At 38.7% G+C, this 14224-nt stretch carries 11 protein-coding genes and 2 pseudogenes; 4 read left to right on the top strand and 9 right to left on the bottom strand.

Features of this window, described 5'->3' with window-relative positions; all coding sequences use genetic code 11:
- Nucleotides 1–128: 128 nt before the first annotated feature.
- The 4 genes from ACO1B7_RS18095 to ACO1B7_RS18080 all read right to left on the bottom strand — a co-directional run bounded on the left by ACO1B7_RS18095 (nt 129) and on the right by ACO1B7_RS18080 (nt 4546).
- Nucleotides 129–833, bottom strand: a complete 705-nt coding sequence (locus tag ACO1B7_RS18095; RefSeq protein ID WP_001067793.1) for an IS6-like element IS1007 family transposase — start codon at nt 831–833, stop codon at nt 129–131.
- Nucleotides 834–1317: 484 nt separating this feature from the next.
- Nucleotides 1318–2307, bottom strand: a complete 990-nt coding sequence (locus ACO1B7_RS18090) for a copper resistance protein B (RefSeq protein WP_312329285.1) — start codon at nt 2305–2307, stop codon at nt 1318–1320.
- Nucleotides 2294–4150 (bottom strand): copper resistance system multicopper oxidase, encoded by a 1857-nt coding sequence (locus ACO1B7_RS18085; RefSeq protein ID WP_312329284.1) that lies wholly within the window; start codon nt 4148–4150, stop codon nt 2294–2296. Before ACO1B7_RS18085 ends, ACO1B7_RS18090 begins: the two co-directional genes overlap by 14 nt.
- Before the next feature lie 48 nt (nt 4151–4198).
- On the bottom strand, nt 4199–4546 hold the full coding sequence (locus ACO1B7_RS18080; protein WP_081401042.1) for a hypothetical protein: 348 nt from the start codon (nt 4544–4546) through the stop codon (nt 4199–4201).
- A 296-nt stretch (nt 4547–4842) separates the two neighbouring features.
- On the opposite strand from ACO1B7_RS18080, the pseudogene ACO1B7_RS18075 reads away from it, so the two are divergent.
- A pseudogene (locus ACO1B7_RS18075) lies at nt 4843–5841 on the top strand (ISNCY family transposase); the annotation flags it as partial.
- Nucleotides 5842–5905: 64 nt separating this feature from the next.
- Complete coding sequence (locus tag ACO1B7_RS18070; RefSeq protein WP_423090459.1) at nt 5906–6610, top strand: IS6 family transposase; 705 nt, start codon at nt 5906–5908, stop codon at nt 6608–6610.
- 136 nt (nt 6611–6746) lie between these two features.
- On the opposite strand, the gene ACO1B7_RS18065 is transcribed toward ACO1B7_RS18070, so the two are convergent.
- From ACO1B7_RS18065 to ACO1B7_RS18055, 3 genes are all read right to left on the bottom strand, one after another.
- Nucleotides 6747–7667 (bottom strand): copper resistance protein B, encoded by a 921-nt coding sequence (locus ACO1B7_RS18065; RefSeq protein WP_312329222.1) that lies wholly within the window; start codon nt 7665–7667, stop codon nt 6747–6749.
- Entirely contained in the window at nt 7654–9567 is a 1914-nt protein-coding gene (locus ACO1B7_RS18060; protein WP_101235195.1) for a copper resistance system multicopper oxidase, read from the bottom strand. Before ACO1B7_RS18060 ends, ACO1B7_RS18065 begins: the two co-directional genes overlap by 14 nt.
- Nucleotides 9568–9656: 89 nt before the next feature.
- A complete protein-coding gene (locus tag ACO1B7_RS18055) occupies nt 9657–9953 on the bottom strand; it encodes a hypothetical protein (RefSeq protein WP_005006338.1) in 297 nt (98 codons plus the stop codon).
- A 148-nt stretch (nt 9954–10101) separates the two neighbouring features.
- Here ACO1B7_RS18055 and ACO1B7_RS18050 point away from each other — a divergent pair, with 148 nt between their 5' ends.
- Together ACO1B7_RS18050 and ACO1B7_RS18045 are read left to right on the top strand one after the other, a co-directional pair.
- The gene (locus tag ACO1B7_RS18050; RefSeq protein ID WP_004679347.1) at nt 10102–10782 is read left to right on the top strand and encodes a heavy metal response regulator transcription factor; all 681 of its coding nucleotides are present in this window, start codon (nt 10102–10104) and stop codon (nt 10780–10782) included.
- Nucleotides 10775–12175 (top strand): heavy metal sensor histidine kinase, encoded by a 1401-nt coding sequence (locus ACO1B7_RS18045; protein WP_423090458.1) that lies wholly within the window; start codon nt 10775–10777, stop codon nt 12173–12175. The genes ACO1B7_RS18050 and ACO1B7_RS18045 overlap by 8 nt, the downstream gene beginning before the upstream one ends.
- A 38-nt stretch (nt 12176–12213) precedes the next feature.
- Here the strand turns inward: ACO1B7_RS18045 and ACO1B7_RS18040 are convergent.
- Together ACO1B7_RS18040 and ACO1B7_RS18035 are read right to left on the bottom strand one after the other, a co-directional pair.
- Nucleotides 12214–12994: pseudogene (locus ACO1B7_RS18040) on the bottom strand (MgtC/SapB family protein); the annotation flags it as partial.
- Between the two features lie 64 nt (nt 12995–13058).
- A protein-coding gene (locus ACO1B7_RS18035) for an IS3-like element ISAcsp5 family transposase (RefSeq protein ID WP_155756875.1) occupies nt 13059–14188 on the bottom strand; the annotation gives its coding sequence in 2 pieces (ribosomal slippage) (nt 13059–13936 and nt 13936–14188; 1131 coding nt in all).
- Nucleotides 14189–14224: the final 36 nt, after the last annotated feature.

The raw sequence follows: 14224 nt of genomic DNA, 5'->3' as shown, positions 1-14224 counted from the left end.
AAAGAATTAGTTGAGTTTAGGATTTACTCAATGAATAGCCAACGTGTTAGTTGTTAGTGGGTCAAACCACTAACAACGGCACTGTTGCAAATAGGGATCTGAGTCGATGATTTTCCCTTCAAAAAAGCTTAGAGACCGAAAACTCTATTTACTAGCCAAACTTCTCCTAGAATATTACCGTTATAAAATAATGAAGCTTGTCCTTTGCGTAGAGCACGCATAACCTCAATTCCTTTAATTGTGGCATAAGCCGTTTTCATAGACTTGAATCCCAACGTAGCCTTGATGATCCGTTTGAGCTTGCCATGATCACATTCAATCACGTTATTCTTGTATTTAATCTGTCGATGGTCCAGGTCTTCAGGACACTTTCCTTCCTGTTTTAGTCGCGACAAAGCACGGCCATAGGTATGAGCCTTATCAGTGTTTATGACTCGTGGAATCTGCCATTTTTTGACATGATTCAAAATCTTACCAAGAAAACAATAAGCTGAATGGGTATTTCGTCTAGCAGAAAGATAGAAATCAAGAGTATGGCCACGTTGGTCAACTGCACGGTATAGATATGCCCATTTGCCATTCACTTTTACGTAAGTTTCATCCAGATGCCATAAATGTCGATCTGTAGGATTACGCCAATACCAACGTAAACGTTTTTCCATTTCTGGAGCATAACGCTGAACCCAGCGATAAATTGTGGTGTGATCAACATTCACTCCACGTTCAGCGAGCATTTCCTGAAGTTCACGATAGCTGATGCCATATTTACAATACCAACGAACAGCCCAAAGAATGATTTCACCTTGAAAGTGCCGACCGTGGAAGGGATTCATCTGCTGTATCTCGAAATAAATAAGATATTTAGCTTATCATGTCAGCCTATTTGCAACAGTGCCGAAAAATTCCAGTATGCCGCATAGCCGCAAAGGGCCGGAATTGACGTAAGCAAATGCGTACAAGATCGGATAAAAACCGTCCCCTTTTTATCCGCAGAAATTGGGGATATTTTCTTACCGGAGAAGGCTGACAACATTGAAGAAAGTTTTAATTTGATTAAGAAACAATCAATTTTATTGGCGGAATATATCAAAACAGTTTAAAAAAAAGCCGACTTGTTTCCAAGTCAGCTTTTCGACATCGTCGAGCATTATCACTATAACACAAGTATCTGATTTTTATATATTTAAAATATACGTTTCGTATAAGCTCTATTATGTTAAATGGGAGGGAGGGAGCAAAATAAGTTAACATTTTGCTTCCGGCCACATTAAGCTAGAGTTTTATTTAAATAAAGCTATTTAGTAATCATTAAATTAATTAAAATCTAAATCTAACACCAGCTCCATATAACCAACCTTTCTCAGAGTTTGATTCTATTTGCCACGACGTTTCATCATTACCTTTTGAATACTCATAGGCAATGTCGATATACGGCATGATCTTTTTACTGATTTCATAGCGAGTTTCAAGCCCTGCGGTTGCACTGCTTAAACCAGTTTTTTTCGCATATTTAGAGTCATCACTAAAGATCGCATCCAACTCTAAATAAGGTTGAATAATCAACTTTTGCGTAATCAGAAAATCACGTTCCGTTTCTAGACTAAAACCCGCATAACTGTCTTCTCCTGCATAGAGATAAGCATCAGTTTCAAAGAAATATGGTGCCATACCATGTAAGCCAATCACTGCATCAACATTTTCTTCGGTGTCTTTGCGATGATCATCGAGTTCAACTTTTTCACTGCGATAACGTGCACCAATCTGTGCATCCCAAAAGTCTGAAATCATACGGCTATATAAAAGTTTGGCATCATAATGTGCATCATGCGATTCTTCTTTATCGGCATGAACTTTAATAAAAACCTTATTTTCATCTGTGCCAATACGGGTTTCAAACTCTGACTTTAAACCGCCTGTGCCATCTTCATTGACAAACCACTTATTATCCACCGTCGTAATCGCATAAATTTGCGCACCGTGTTCTGAGCGATGATCATAATGCGAACTCTGCTGAGTATTCGCATCTGGTACATGATGTAAATGATTAACCGTAGATGTTGCCTGATGTTGTGCATGATTCATCTGACTATGGTTCATTTTCCCCATCATCTGCATGTGTTGTGCATGCTCTTGTGGAGAATGCTGTGAATGATCCATCTCAGACATCGCTTGATGATTCATTGATGGTACATTTTTTCCATCAGTCTGAGCAGTTGAATGATGCCCTTCGTGCGCCAAACTTAAGCTTGTTAAACTCAATACCGCAACAGAAAAAAACGCTTTAAATACAAAATTAGTGATGTGCATGTCCAGCTCCTTTTTGCTCAGTTACTTGGTGAGTTTGAGTCGAATTTGTACCTTGAATTGGCGTTGTAGACACTTGTTCATCGCTAACATTTGCCACGATCAACTTGTTCATCATTCCTGCACTCATGTGATACAACAAATGACAATGGATTGCCCATTCGCCCAACTCATCCGCAGTTAATAAAGCAGTCACTGTTTTACCCGGTGGTACGATCAATGTGTGTTTATTTGGCATATCTACCGACTCTTGACCATTCTCCAACTGCATAAACATACCGTGTAAATGCATCGGGTGCGCCATCATACTGTCATTAATAAATTTGATACGGATACGCTCGCCATATTTCACTTTTAACGGCTCAGCATCACTAAATTTTTTACCGTTAATGGTCCAAATATAACGTTCCATAGTACCGCCCAAACGCACGACCAATTCACTGCTGGCTTCACGAGTATCTTTTTGCGGCTCTAATGATTTTAAATCGCTATATTGCAAGGCTTTATTACCTGCAGGTGTAGAGGCATTTGCCCAACCATAAACCACTTGATCATTTTTTTGCGGTTTTACTGCGCTATGCTGTGAATGATCCGTGCCTTTCATATCGCCATGGTTCATTTTCGAATGATCCATTCCTGAATGATCACCACCACCATGTCCCATATCTTCCATAGTCGGTTTTACTGCGCTATGCTGTGAATGATCCGTGCCTTTCATATCGCCATGGTTCATTTTCGAATGATCCATTCCTGAATGATCACCACCACCATGTCCCATATCTTCCATAGTCAAAAGCGAGCGTGGACGTGGCTGCGGCATATGAATGCCGTGTGTCACAGGATTTAGTTCATTGTGTAGCGTACCAATCGCATAACCTGAACGGTCAATTGACTCAGCTTCAATTTGATAATGTCCACCTTTTGGCTCCACAATCACATCATAAGTTTCAGCCGTACCAATACGGAATTCATCTACAGAAATGGGTTTCACAGGCTGACCATCAGCACTAACCACAGTCATTTTCAAGTTAGGAATACGGACATCGTAGAAAGACATCGCAGATGCATTCACAAAACGTAGGCGAATTTTTTCATTCGGTTTAAACATTCCTGTCCAATTTTGTTCAGGTGTTTTGCCATTAATGAGGAAGGTATAACCTGTAACATCCGACATGTCGGTTTTTAGCATACGCATCTGATTCCACATTTTGCGGTCAGACCATGTCGCTTTTATGCCATCACGTTTAACCTGCTTCCAAACATCACCCAAGGTTTCACGCTGATCTTGATAATATTCAGCTGAAATTTTAAGATCTTTCTGAATTTGATCACTGGTTTTTTCATGAAAATCTGACAACATCACCACATAGTCACGTTCAGCTTTTTCATGTGCTGCCAATGGTGTTTTACCTTTTGGATAAATCACAAAAGAACCATATAAGCCGTCTTGTTCCTGTCCTTTAGAATGAGCGTGATACCAATAAGTCCCGCTTTGGCGAATCTTGAATTTATAAACATACTCGCTTTGAGGCTTAATACCGTTAAAACCATTAAATCCTGGTACACCATCCATAATGCCCGGCAACAACAGTCCGTGCCAATGAATAGAAGAATCTTGGTTTTTTAAATTATTTTTCACGCGAATGATGGCTTCATCACCCTCTTCAAACTCAAGCAAAGGCGCAGGAAATTGACCATTTACGGTAATGCGCTTTACAGGCTTTCCAGTTGGGCTGACCACTGCTTCATCAATAACAAGCTGATATTCACGCACTTCGGCAAAAACCAAAGGCGACGATGCAAAACAAATACCTGCTAATAGGTACGAACTAATTTTATGAGACATAACTTAACCTTAATTTTTGAAAAATAAATAAATTTTAAAAAAAAATGGTTAAGTTTTAGGAGGACGTGAAATTTCTTGCCAATACCCATTTAGATATTGGTTGAGGTAATAAAAATTAGGCTGATCTATAGAATAGAAGGTATCTAGGGGATCTAGCGAGCTTTGCAAAGAATGAAGACATGAGATCTGTGTCTGGCAGGATAAGCTAGAACATTCCTGACACTTTTTATGATCTATATTCTGATTAATAGCTAAATGATTATGGCAATCGGTATTCGTCTGTACTTCGTGATTAATACCATGTTGAGTGACTTGCTGTGCTTGATCTAAACAATGATCTTGGCTCATTTCAGTTTGCATATTGATATGCATTATCTTTACTGATGCAACAGACACACTACTCCATCCTATGGCAAAAACCATAAGAAAACAAAACCAAAGTTTTTTGGAGAGATAAGTCAACACGAATGCTATCTAGGAATAGAATTTAATCCAATATATCTTAACAGAATTTCAACTATTTACAACTCAATATAATTTAGTAGTTTCTCTAAAATTAACATAATACACCTTATACGAAACGTGTTTGTTAGAACCCATTTAAAGTATCTATATTCTCACCAATAAAAATGTCTGGTTTATGATGGTTTTTATCACCATGGACTGGATATAAAATATAAATGCTGATCACTATGTCGGATAAAGAACTTAAACGATTGTCGGTCTTGCAGGAAATCTGTGATCAACGCATAACCCAGTCCCAAGCTGCTCAGTTACTTCATATTTCAGAGCGTCAGATCAGACGCTTACTGCAGAAATACAAAGCTCAAGGCCCAGTTGCATTAGCCCATGCCGGTCGTGGTCAAATCAGCAACTCCAGGCTTCCTGAAGAACTCAGACTCAAGTGCCTCAATATTGTTTCGGATCAACTGCATGGTTTCGGACCCACTTTAGCGCATGAAAAGCTCACTACCATTCATGGATTCGACATTTCGGTGGAAACACTACGTTCTTGGATGATTGCAGCCGATTTATGGATTCCTCGATCCAAGCATCTGAAACGCCCGTATCAGCCTCGTTATAACCGGGACTGTTATGGTGAACTGATTCAAATTGATGGCTCACACCATGACTGGTTTGAAGGTCGAGCCCCTAAATGCTGTCTGCTGGTGTTTATCGATGATGCCACAGGAAAATTGCAGCATTTACGCTTCTGTGAATCAGAATCAGCCTTTGACTATATGATTTCAACACGTTTGTATATTGAGCAGCATGGTAAGCCGTTGGCATTTTACAGCGATAAACATTCAGTCTTCAGGGTGAATCAAAGCAGTAAGAAAGACACCAAGATTACCCAGTTTGGGCGCGTACTCAGCACCCTGAATATCGAGATTATCTTCGCTAATTCACCACAGGCCAAAGGCCGTGTAGAACGGGCCAATAGAACGCTTCAGGACCGTCTGATCAAAGAAATGCGCCTGGAAGGCATCTGTTCGATTGAGCAAGCGAATGCCTGGCTACCCTGCTTCATTGAGCAGTTCAATCAGAAGTTCGCCAAGATGGCTTTTAATCCCAAGGGTTTACACCGGACTGTTACTGAAACTGCTGAGGAGTTAGATGATGTTTTTACTTGGCGTGAACCCCGCAGAGTCACGAATAGCCTGACGATTACTTATGATAAATGCGTATATCGGCACTGTTGCAAATAGGCTGACATGATAAGCTAAATATCTTATTTATTTCGAGATACAGCAGATGAATCCCTTCCACGGTCGGCACTTTGAAGGTGAAATCATTCTTTGGGCTGTTCGTTGGTATTGTAAATATGGCATCAGCTATCGTGAACTTCAAGAAATGCTCGCTGAACGAGGCATAAATGTGGATCACAGTACAATTTATCGTTGGGTTCAGCGTTATGCTCCAGAAATGGAAAAACGGTTACGCTGGTATTGGCGTAATCCTACAGATTTACATTCATGGCATATGGATGAGACTTATATCAAAGTGAAGGGGCGATGGACTTACCTGTATCGTGCAGTTGATCAACGGGGTCATATGATTGACTTTTACCTTTCCGCTAGACGGAACAGTAAATCAGCCTATAGTTTTCTAGGAAAGATCTTCAATACGGTGAAAAAATGGCAAATTCCACGGGTCATCAATACAGATAAAGCAGCGACCTATGGCCATGCTTTATCACGATTAAAGCGAGAAGGAAAATGTCCAGTAGATATTGAGCACAGGCAGATTAAGTATAAAAATAATGTCATTGAATGTGATCATGGTAAGTTAAAGCGAATCATCAGGGCCACATTAGGATTCAAATCTATGAAGACGGCTTATGCCACAATTAAAGGTATTGAAGTCATGCGTGCACTACGTAAAGGACAAGCATCGTCATTTTATTATGGTCAGCCTCAGGGTGAAGTGTGTCTAATCAACAGGGTTTTCGGTCTCTAAGCACTTTTTAAAGGGAACATCATCGACTCAAATCACTATTTGCAACAGTGCCATCTGGATCAACATTTCACAAAATAAGCATACAAAAAAAATAGCAGTATTAAACTGCTATTTTTGATTTTTATTTAAATCGCTTTTAAAAAACAAACTCGATACCTGCACCATACAACCATCCTTTTTCTGAATTGGACGCTTGTTGTAGAGAAGTTAGCTTTTGTCCCTTTTCATATTGATAAGCTACATCAACAAAAGGTTTAATCCGTTTAGTAATCTCATAACGAGTTTTCAGCCCAGTCTTCAATTCGGATAATCCGTTTTTTGAAGCATAGTTAGAATCATCGCTAAATATTACATCTGCTTCGATATAAGGTTGAGTAATAAGTTTCTGAGTTAAAAGCAAATCACGTTCTAATTCAAAACTTGCTCCCCAAAAATTATTCTCACCGCCATAAAGATATGCTTGTGTTTCAAAGAAATAAGGAGCTAGACCTAATATACCAATAACCCCATCCACTCGATCGCTGCTGCTGTTATTTTTATCTTCACTATATCTTACCCCAGCTTGTACATCCCAAAATGGGGCTACGTTACGGCTATAAAGTGCTGATACAGCATATTTTGGATCATTACTTTCTGACTTTTCCGAATTGGCTTCAATAAATAGACGATTTTCATCTGTTCCAATTAAAGTTTCAAACTTTGTTCCTAGGTTGCCCTTACCGTCTTCATCAACCATCCATTCATTTTCAAATTTTGTCGTTTGATAAATTTGTCCACCATGTTCTTTAAGATGATTGTCATGAGGTGAGTTAGAGTTCTCAAGCGCAATCTGGACACTCTTATCCCCCATATTCGCATTTTCCATTGAATAATATTCTGGATAACGCTCTTGAAGGGAATACTTTAATCCTCCAGATTCCTGTAAAAGAATTTTCATATTTTTTGTAATATTACTGTCTTGTACAGGAGTTTCATTTTTAGCGAACGTTAGATTTGATAATCCAAATAGCGCAATCATCAAAGTTGTTTTTGAAAACAAATTATTAGTGATGTGCATGTGGATTTACTCCCTTCTCATTTACTTGGGACTGAGGAACAGTCTTTGTAGAATTACCATCTTCCACTTGAGCTACAATGAGTTTATTCATCATTCCTGCACTCATATGGTAAAGCAGGTGACAATGAATAGCCCACTCACCTAACTCATCAGCTGTGAGTAGAGTGGTTATCGTTTTCCCAGGTGGAACAATTACCGTATGTTTGTTTGGCATATTGCTTGGATCCTGACCATTCTCAAGCTGCATAAACATGCCATGTAAGTGCATTGGGTGAGCCATCATACTGTCATTGACAAATTTTAAGCGAATACGTTCACCATACTTCACCACTAGTGGGTCGGCTTCATTAAATTTTTTACCATTTATTGTCCAAATATAACGCTCCATGTTTCCACCAAGACGGATCTCTATTTCACGTTCAGCTGCACGAGTGTCTTTTTGAGGATCTAACGATTGCAAATCACTATATTGCAATGCTTTATTACCTTCAGGTGTTGAAGCATTTGCCCATCCAAATACGGTATTATCATTCTTGTCTGAAGCCGCCTTAACAGTAGCGCTATTCATCGGCATATCATGATCCATACCTTTCATAGAAGACATATCATGATCCATACCTTTCATAGAAGACATATCGTGATTCATGCCTTTCATAGAAGACATATCATGATTCATATCTTTCATTGAAGACATATCATGATCCATACCTTTCATAGAAGACATATCGTGATTCATGCCTTTCATAGAAGACATATCATGATCCATACCTTTCATAGAAGACATATCGTGATTCATATCTTTCATAGATGACATGTCATGGCTCATCCCCATATCTTCCATAGTTAATAAAGCACGAGGGCGAGATTTAGGCATCTCAATTTGTTTGACTGCTGGGCTGCTTTCTTCATGTAATGTTCCCACTGAAAAACCGGTACGATCAATAGATTCAGCTTCAATTTGGTAATGTGCTTGTTTTGGTTCCACAATGACATCATAGGTTTCAGCAGTACCAATACGGAACTCATCTACAGGAACGGGCTTTACAGGTTGACCATCAGCACTGACTACAGTCATTTTTAGGTTTGGAATGCGTACATCAAAGAATGACATAGCGGAAGCATTAATAAAACGAAGGCGAACTTTTTCACCAGCTTTGAAGTTACCGGTCCAGTTTTGCTGAGGTGTTTTGCCATTCATTAAAAATGTATAACCAGTCACATCGGACATATCTGTTTTCAACATCCGCATCTGATTCCACATAGAGCGGTCTTGCCAAGTTGCCTTTAATCCATCACGTTTAACTTGTTTTAATACATCGAATACTGTTTCGCGACGGTTCTGATAGTAATCTGCTTCTTTTTTAAGATTTTTCATAATTTGATCACTTGTCGAATTATGAAAATCAGAAAGCAAAACAACGTAATCTTTATCGGTTTTTTCAGCAGCTGTTAGTGGAGTTTTATCTTTAGGATAAATAACAAAAGCACCATATAAACCGTCTTGTTCTTGTCCTTTACTATGTGAATGATACCAATAAGTACCATTTTGGCGGACTTTAAACTTATATTCATAAGTTTTATTAGGGGCAATGCCATTAAATTTGTTAAATCCAGGTACACCATCCATAATTCCAGGTAATAATAAGCCATGCCAATGGATTGAAGAGTCCTGATTTTTTAACTTATTGTGAACACGGATAACGGCCTCATCACCTTCTTCAAATTCAAGAAGTGGTGCAACGAATTTACCATTTACAGTAATTCTCTCAACTGGTTTTCCTGTGATATTTACAGTTTGTTCAGCGATTGTTAAATCATATTCTTTAACTGCCGCCATTACCCAAGTTGATGAAAATAAACCAACTCCAATTAAGAGTATATGACTTAACTTTTTTGACATTCTATCTCACCTTTAGAAAGGTCAAGGTTGAAGTAATAAAGCAAATATTTAGTATAAACTTTAATACTTCTTTCTCGCTATTTATAAAATTATTTATTGCTACCAGGCATATTCATCTTTGAATGATCCATTTTAGAATGGTCCATATTCATCATAGAATGATCCATTTTTGACATGTCAGATGAGTTAGGAGACTGATGTTGACTATGATCTTGCTGAGTCTTGTCATCTTTTTCCATTTTACAAGGTTTTGTACAAGGTTCCTGTGCTTTTACCGTTTTAGTGGCACTTGAGGTTGATACATCTTTTGCCCAAGATTGAGTACCAGCAATTAAAGTTCCAGCACACATTAAAATTGTTAGACTACGACGCACTACAGTTTTCATAAGTTTCTCTAAAAGTTAATTTCTTGCTACTACACTAAAGTGAAGCACTAAACATCTAAGTGACTTGAAAATGACATTTTTGTAATCTATCTCGATCAGATGTTTTATAACGTTATTATAGTTTTAATGAATAACTTAGGATTCTGAGATGAGAATACTATTAGTTGAAGATGAACAAAAAACTGGTGATTATCTCAAGCAAGGTTTATCCGAAGCTGGCTATATTACGGACTGGGTTACAGATGGGTTAACGGGTAAACATCAAGCTCTTTCTGAAGAGTATGACTTAATTATTTTAGACGTGATGTTACCTGGACTAAATGGTTGGAATATTATCAATGATATTCGTAGCAGCGGTAAAACAATGCCCATTCTTTTTCTTACCGCCCGAGATCAAATCGAAGATCGAGTAAAAGGATTAGAGCTAGGCGCTGATGATTATTTAGTTAAGCCTTTTGCTTTTGCAGAGCTTCTAGCTCGAATAAAAACGCTCCTTAGACGAGGGCAACAAAGAGAAGATAATAATATTATTAAGATTGCTGATTTAGAACTTGATTTGAGAAAACGTCGGGTAACACGAGCAGGTCAACGCATTGATCTGACGGCTAAAGAATTTGCGCTTATGGAGCTTTTTATGCGTAGAAGAGGTGAAATTCTACCAAGAGCACTTATTGCATCTCAAATTTGGGATATGAACTTTGATAGTGATACAAATGTAGTTGAAGTCGCTATTAAACGATTAAGAAATAAAGTAGATAGTAATTTTACCCCTAAGTTAATTCAGAATATTCGAGGAATGGGGTATGTACTAGAGGTAGAGGATGAATAATAACTTATTCAAAGCGATCAGTTTTCGGATCGGTATTATTTTCTCATTATCTACTATTTTCATTCTAATTATTATGGGCTTATTCATAAATAAATTGGTAATACATCATTTTGAGACTCAAGACCGTACCCAATTAGAAGGTAAAATCCAGCTGATTCAGAATCTTATCCAACAGAATCCTAAAAACTCTCCAGAACTTAATCTATATTTGAGAGACGCTTTAGTTGGACACCATGATCTTATGGTTCAAATAGAACGACCGACAGGTAAAGTTTTATTTAGTTCAGCACCTTCAACAATTAATACTCAACACTTAACCAAGTCTGCAAATAACTCTTGGATTAAATGGAAAATTCAGGATAAGACTTATCGTGGCATCATCTACAACACGGAGATGAATAAAAATAATGTAATACAATCTGTACGAATTATTGTGGGGATCGATACCTCAGAACATCTACATTTTTTAAATGATTTTAAGCGCCAACTTTTTTACATTGGTTTAGCTGGAACGATTTGTTTAATGTTTTTAGGCTGGTTTGCAACCTGGAGAGGTTTAAGACCCGTGCAAAAAATGGCTCAGGTCGCAGAAGGCATTTCTGCCCAACATCTTTCAGAACGTTTAGAAGTTGAGCACACACCAACAGAACTAAAATCATTAGCAATCGCCTTCAATGATATGCTGGACAGACTAGAATCAGCTTTAGAAAAACTTTCCGATTTTTCATCTGATTTAGCACATGAAATTAGAACACCGATTAATAACTTAATGACTCAAACTCAAGTATGTCTTGCACGTAACCGAGATATTAATATCTATCAAGAAGTACTATTTTCTAATTTAGAAGAATTTGAACGTTTGGCTCGCATGGTATCCGATATGCTTTTCTTAGCAAAAGCAGAACATGGCTTAAATTTACAGAACTTACAGGATATTGACCTGGTTAAAGAAGTTACAGCTTTATTTGATTTCTATGATGCGCTAGCTGCCGAAAAAAATATGATACTTCAACAAACAGGATCTGGAAATGTCAAAGGTGATCCTGCTATGTTACGTCGCGCACTCAGCAATCTATTATCTAATGCAGTTAAATATGGAAACAAGAATTCTACAATACGCATAAAAATTCAACAGAATTTAGATAACACAATGTTTTCAATTGAAAATGAAGGTCCTGAGATTTCTCCTGAACAACTATCCAGATTATTTGATCGATTTTATCGAACAGATGCATCTAGACAAAGGATAGAGGAAGGAACGGGATTGGGATTAGCCATAACCAAATCTATTCTTGATATGCTTGGGGCGACCATCCAAGCTGAATCCCTCAATGGTCGAATCATTTTTACCATTGTTTTTCAAAGTGAATCCATGCAAGGGGAATCATTTTAACTCATTTTTTGAACATCTTCCATTTACCCGAGTTGACCTTACATAAAGCTCAAACTGAGAGCCAGAGCTACGCCAGCACCTATCATGGCAATTGTGTAGCCAAATATGATAGCTCGGCCAAACTGTGCCCCCCCCTGTCATCCATGCAATTGTCGCTTTGCTTAACATGTTGCTCAGTGTGGCCAGCCCTAGCGCGACAGCAGCCACATTTGTTGTTAAGCCTTCAGTACTATGCAGGCGGGTAAGTGAGACTAAAATAGCATCTACGTCTGCTAGCCCAGAAATAGTCGATAATACGAAGATGCCGCTGGTGCCCAACCATTGTTTTGCTGCCGGAACCAAGACTGCCATGACAGCCAGGAAAGCAGCGAAGCTGAATGCTGTCCCAAGATCAAAAGGAGCCATTGCTTCTATTGTTCGATCGTTGTTTTCAGCGCTGGTAATTTGGCGTTGTCTCCACAATGCCATACCCAGCAGAAGGATTCCCGCAATCATCATTGCACCACCAAAAGTGCTTAGCAATGCTGGCTCAATGACGCCTATCAGCACAACCATACGAAAAAACATGATGCCACAGGCAGCCAATGTTCCAGAAATAGCAGCACTGACCATGACGGGGTGCTGGCGTGTATAGCGTGCCAGTGCGACAGTTGCAGCTGTAGAAGATGCCAAACCACCCAATAGACCTGTCCAGAGTATGCCTCTTTCTGAACCGGTGAGCCGCATGGCAAAATGACCTGCCAGAGAGAGTCCGGCAATCAGGATCACTGCCCACCATAACTGGTAAGGATTTAATGCAGCAAAAGGTCCCAGTAATGTGGTTCCGTTAATTAGACCACTCAATTCAGTTTTATAAGTGATAAATCCGCTCTAAATATTTAAATTATGCTGCCATTACTTTTAGTAAATGTTGATCATAAAATTCATCCGGTGTTGCCTTATTCAAACTTGAATGAGGACGTATCATGTTATAAAAATCCAAATATTCAGCAATTGATTGTTTCGCTTGTTTAACCGTATCGTAAGCCTTCAAATAGACTTCCTCATGCTTCACGCTGCGCCATAAACGCTCAATCATTACATTATCCATCCATCGTCCTTTCCCATCCATACTGATACGGATATTTCGCAATTTTAACTCATTCAAAAATGCCTCGCTTGTGAATTGACTGCCTTGGTCTGTATTAAACACCTCAGGACAACCATATTTCACAATTGCTTCTTGCAACGCATCTATGCAAAAGTCTGTTTCCATACTGATCGATACTCGATGAGCCAGTACTTTACGACTATGCCAATCTATAATTGCACACAGATAGACAAAGCCTTTAGCCATAGGAATGTACGTGATATCTGTACACCAGACTTGATTAGAGTGATCGATGACCATGTTTTTCAACAGATATGGGAAAATACGGTGTGCAAGATTAGGCTTACTGGTATTGGGTTTTGGATACAAGGCATGTATTCCCATCAAGCGCATTAAACGTCGGACTTTACGCCGACCTATTTGATGCCCTTGACGCTGTAGCATATCTCGTATCATTCGACTGCCCATAAATGGGTAGTCGAGATGAATTTCATCGATCAGACGCATCAAACTCAAATCAGTTGATGAAATCTCTTTGGGCTTGTAATACAACGTACTGCGATTGATTTGAATCAATTGCGATTGTTGTCGTACCGAAAGTTGATGGGTCTTATCGATCATTTTTTGCCGCTCAGCTGCCCTATTTTTCTGAGCGCACCTTCTAAAAAATCAATTTGCAATGCCTGATGTCCTATCTTGGCATGTAGAGCTTTGAGGTCAATCTCAGGTTCTTGTTGTGCTGTTGGTCGTGAAAAAATATTGATTGATTGCTCAAGCAGTTGATTTTTCCAATCAATTATTTGGTTTTGATGTAAGTCGAATTGAGTAGAAAGTTCAGCGAGTGTGTGGTCGCCTTTAATTGCTGCGAGAGCAACTTTAACTTTAAACTCTGCTGAATGATTACGACGTTTTCTTCGTGTCATGGTTGACTCCAAAAACAAGCATTTCCCATGCTTATT

The organism is Acinetobacter lwoffii (assembly GCF_049367455.1).
Lineage (GTDB): Bacteria > Pseudomonadota > Gammaproteobacteria > Pseudomonadales > Moraxellaceae > Acinetobacter > Acinetobacter lwoffii_W.
This window is presented reverse-complemented; position numbering and strand designations above follow the sequence as displayed.

Excerpts from the sequence above, each read along its gene's own strand:
- ACO1B7_RS18095 (WP_001067793.1), bottom strand. The coding sequence starts at position 833 with ATGAATCCCTTCCACGGTCGGCACTTTCAAGGTGAAATCATTCTTTGG.
- ACO1B7_RS18090 (WP_312329285.1), bottom strand. The coding sequence starts at position 2,307 with ATGCACATCACTAATTTTGTATTTAAAGCGTTTTTTTCTGTTGCGGTA.
- ACO1B7_RS18085 (WP_312329284.1), bottom strand. The coding sequence starts at position 4,150 with ATGTCTCATAAAATTAGTTCGTACCTATTAGCAGGTATTTGTTTTGCA.
- ACO1B7_RS18070 (WP_423090459.1), top strand. The coding sequence starts at position 5,906 with ATGAATCCCTTCCACGGTCGGCACTTTGAAGGTGAAATCATTCTTTGG.
- ACO1B7_RS18065 (WP_312329222.1), bottom strand. The coding sequence starts at position 7,667 with ATGCACATCACTAATAATTTGTTTTCAAAAACAACTTTGATGATTGCG.
- ACO1B7_RS18060 (WP_101235195.1), bottom strand. The coding sequence starts at position 9,567 with ATGTCAAAAAAGTTAAGTCATATACTCTTAATTGGAGTTGGTTTATTT.
- ACO1B7_RS18055 (WP_005006338.1), bottom strand. The coding sequence starts at position 9,953 with ATGAAAACTGTAGTGCGTCGTAGTCTAACAATTTTAATGTGTGCTGGA.
- ACO1B7_RS18050 (WP_004679347.1), top strand. The coding sequence starts at position 10,102 with ATGAGAATACTATTAGTTGAAGATGAACAAAAAACTGGTGATTATCTC.
- ACO1B7_RS18045 (WP_423090458.1), top strand. The coding sequence starts at position 10,775 with ATGAATAATAACTTATTCAAAGCGATCAGTTTTCGGATCGGTATTATT.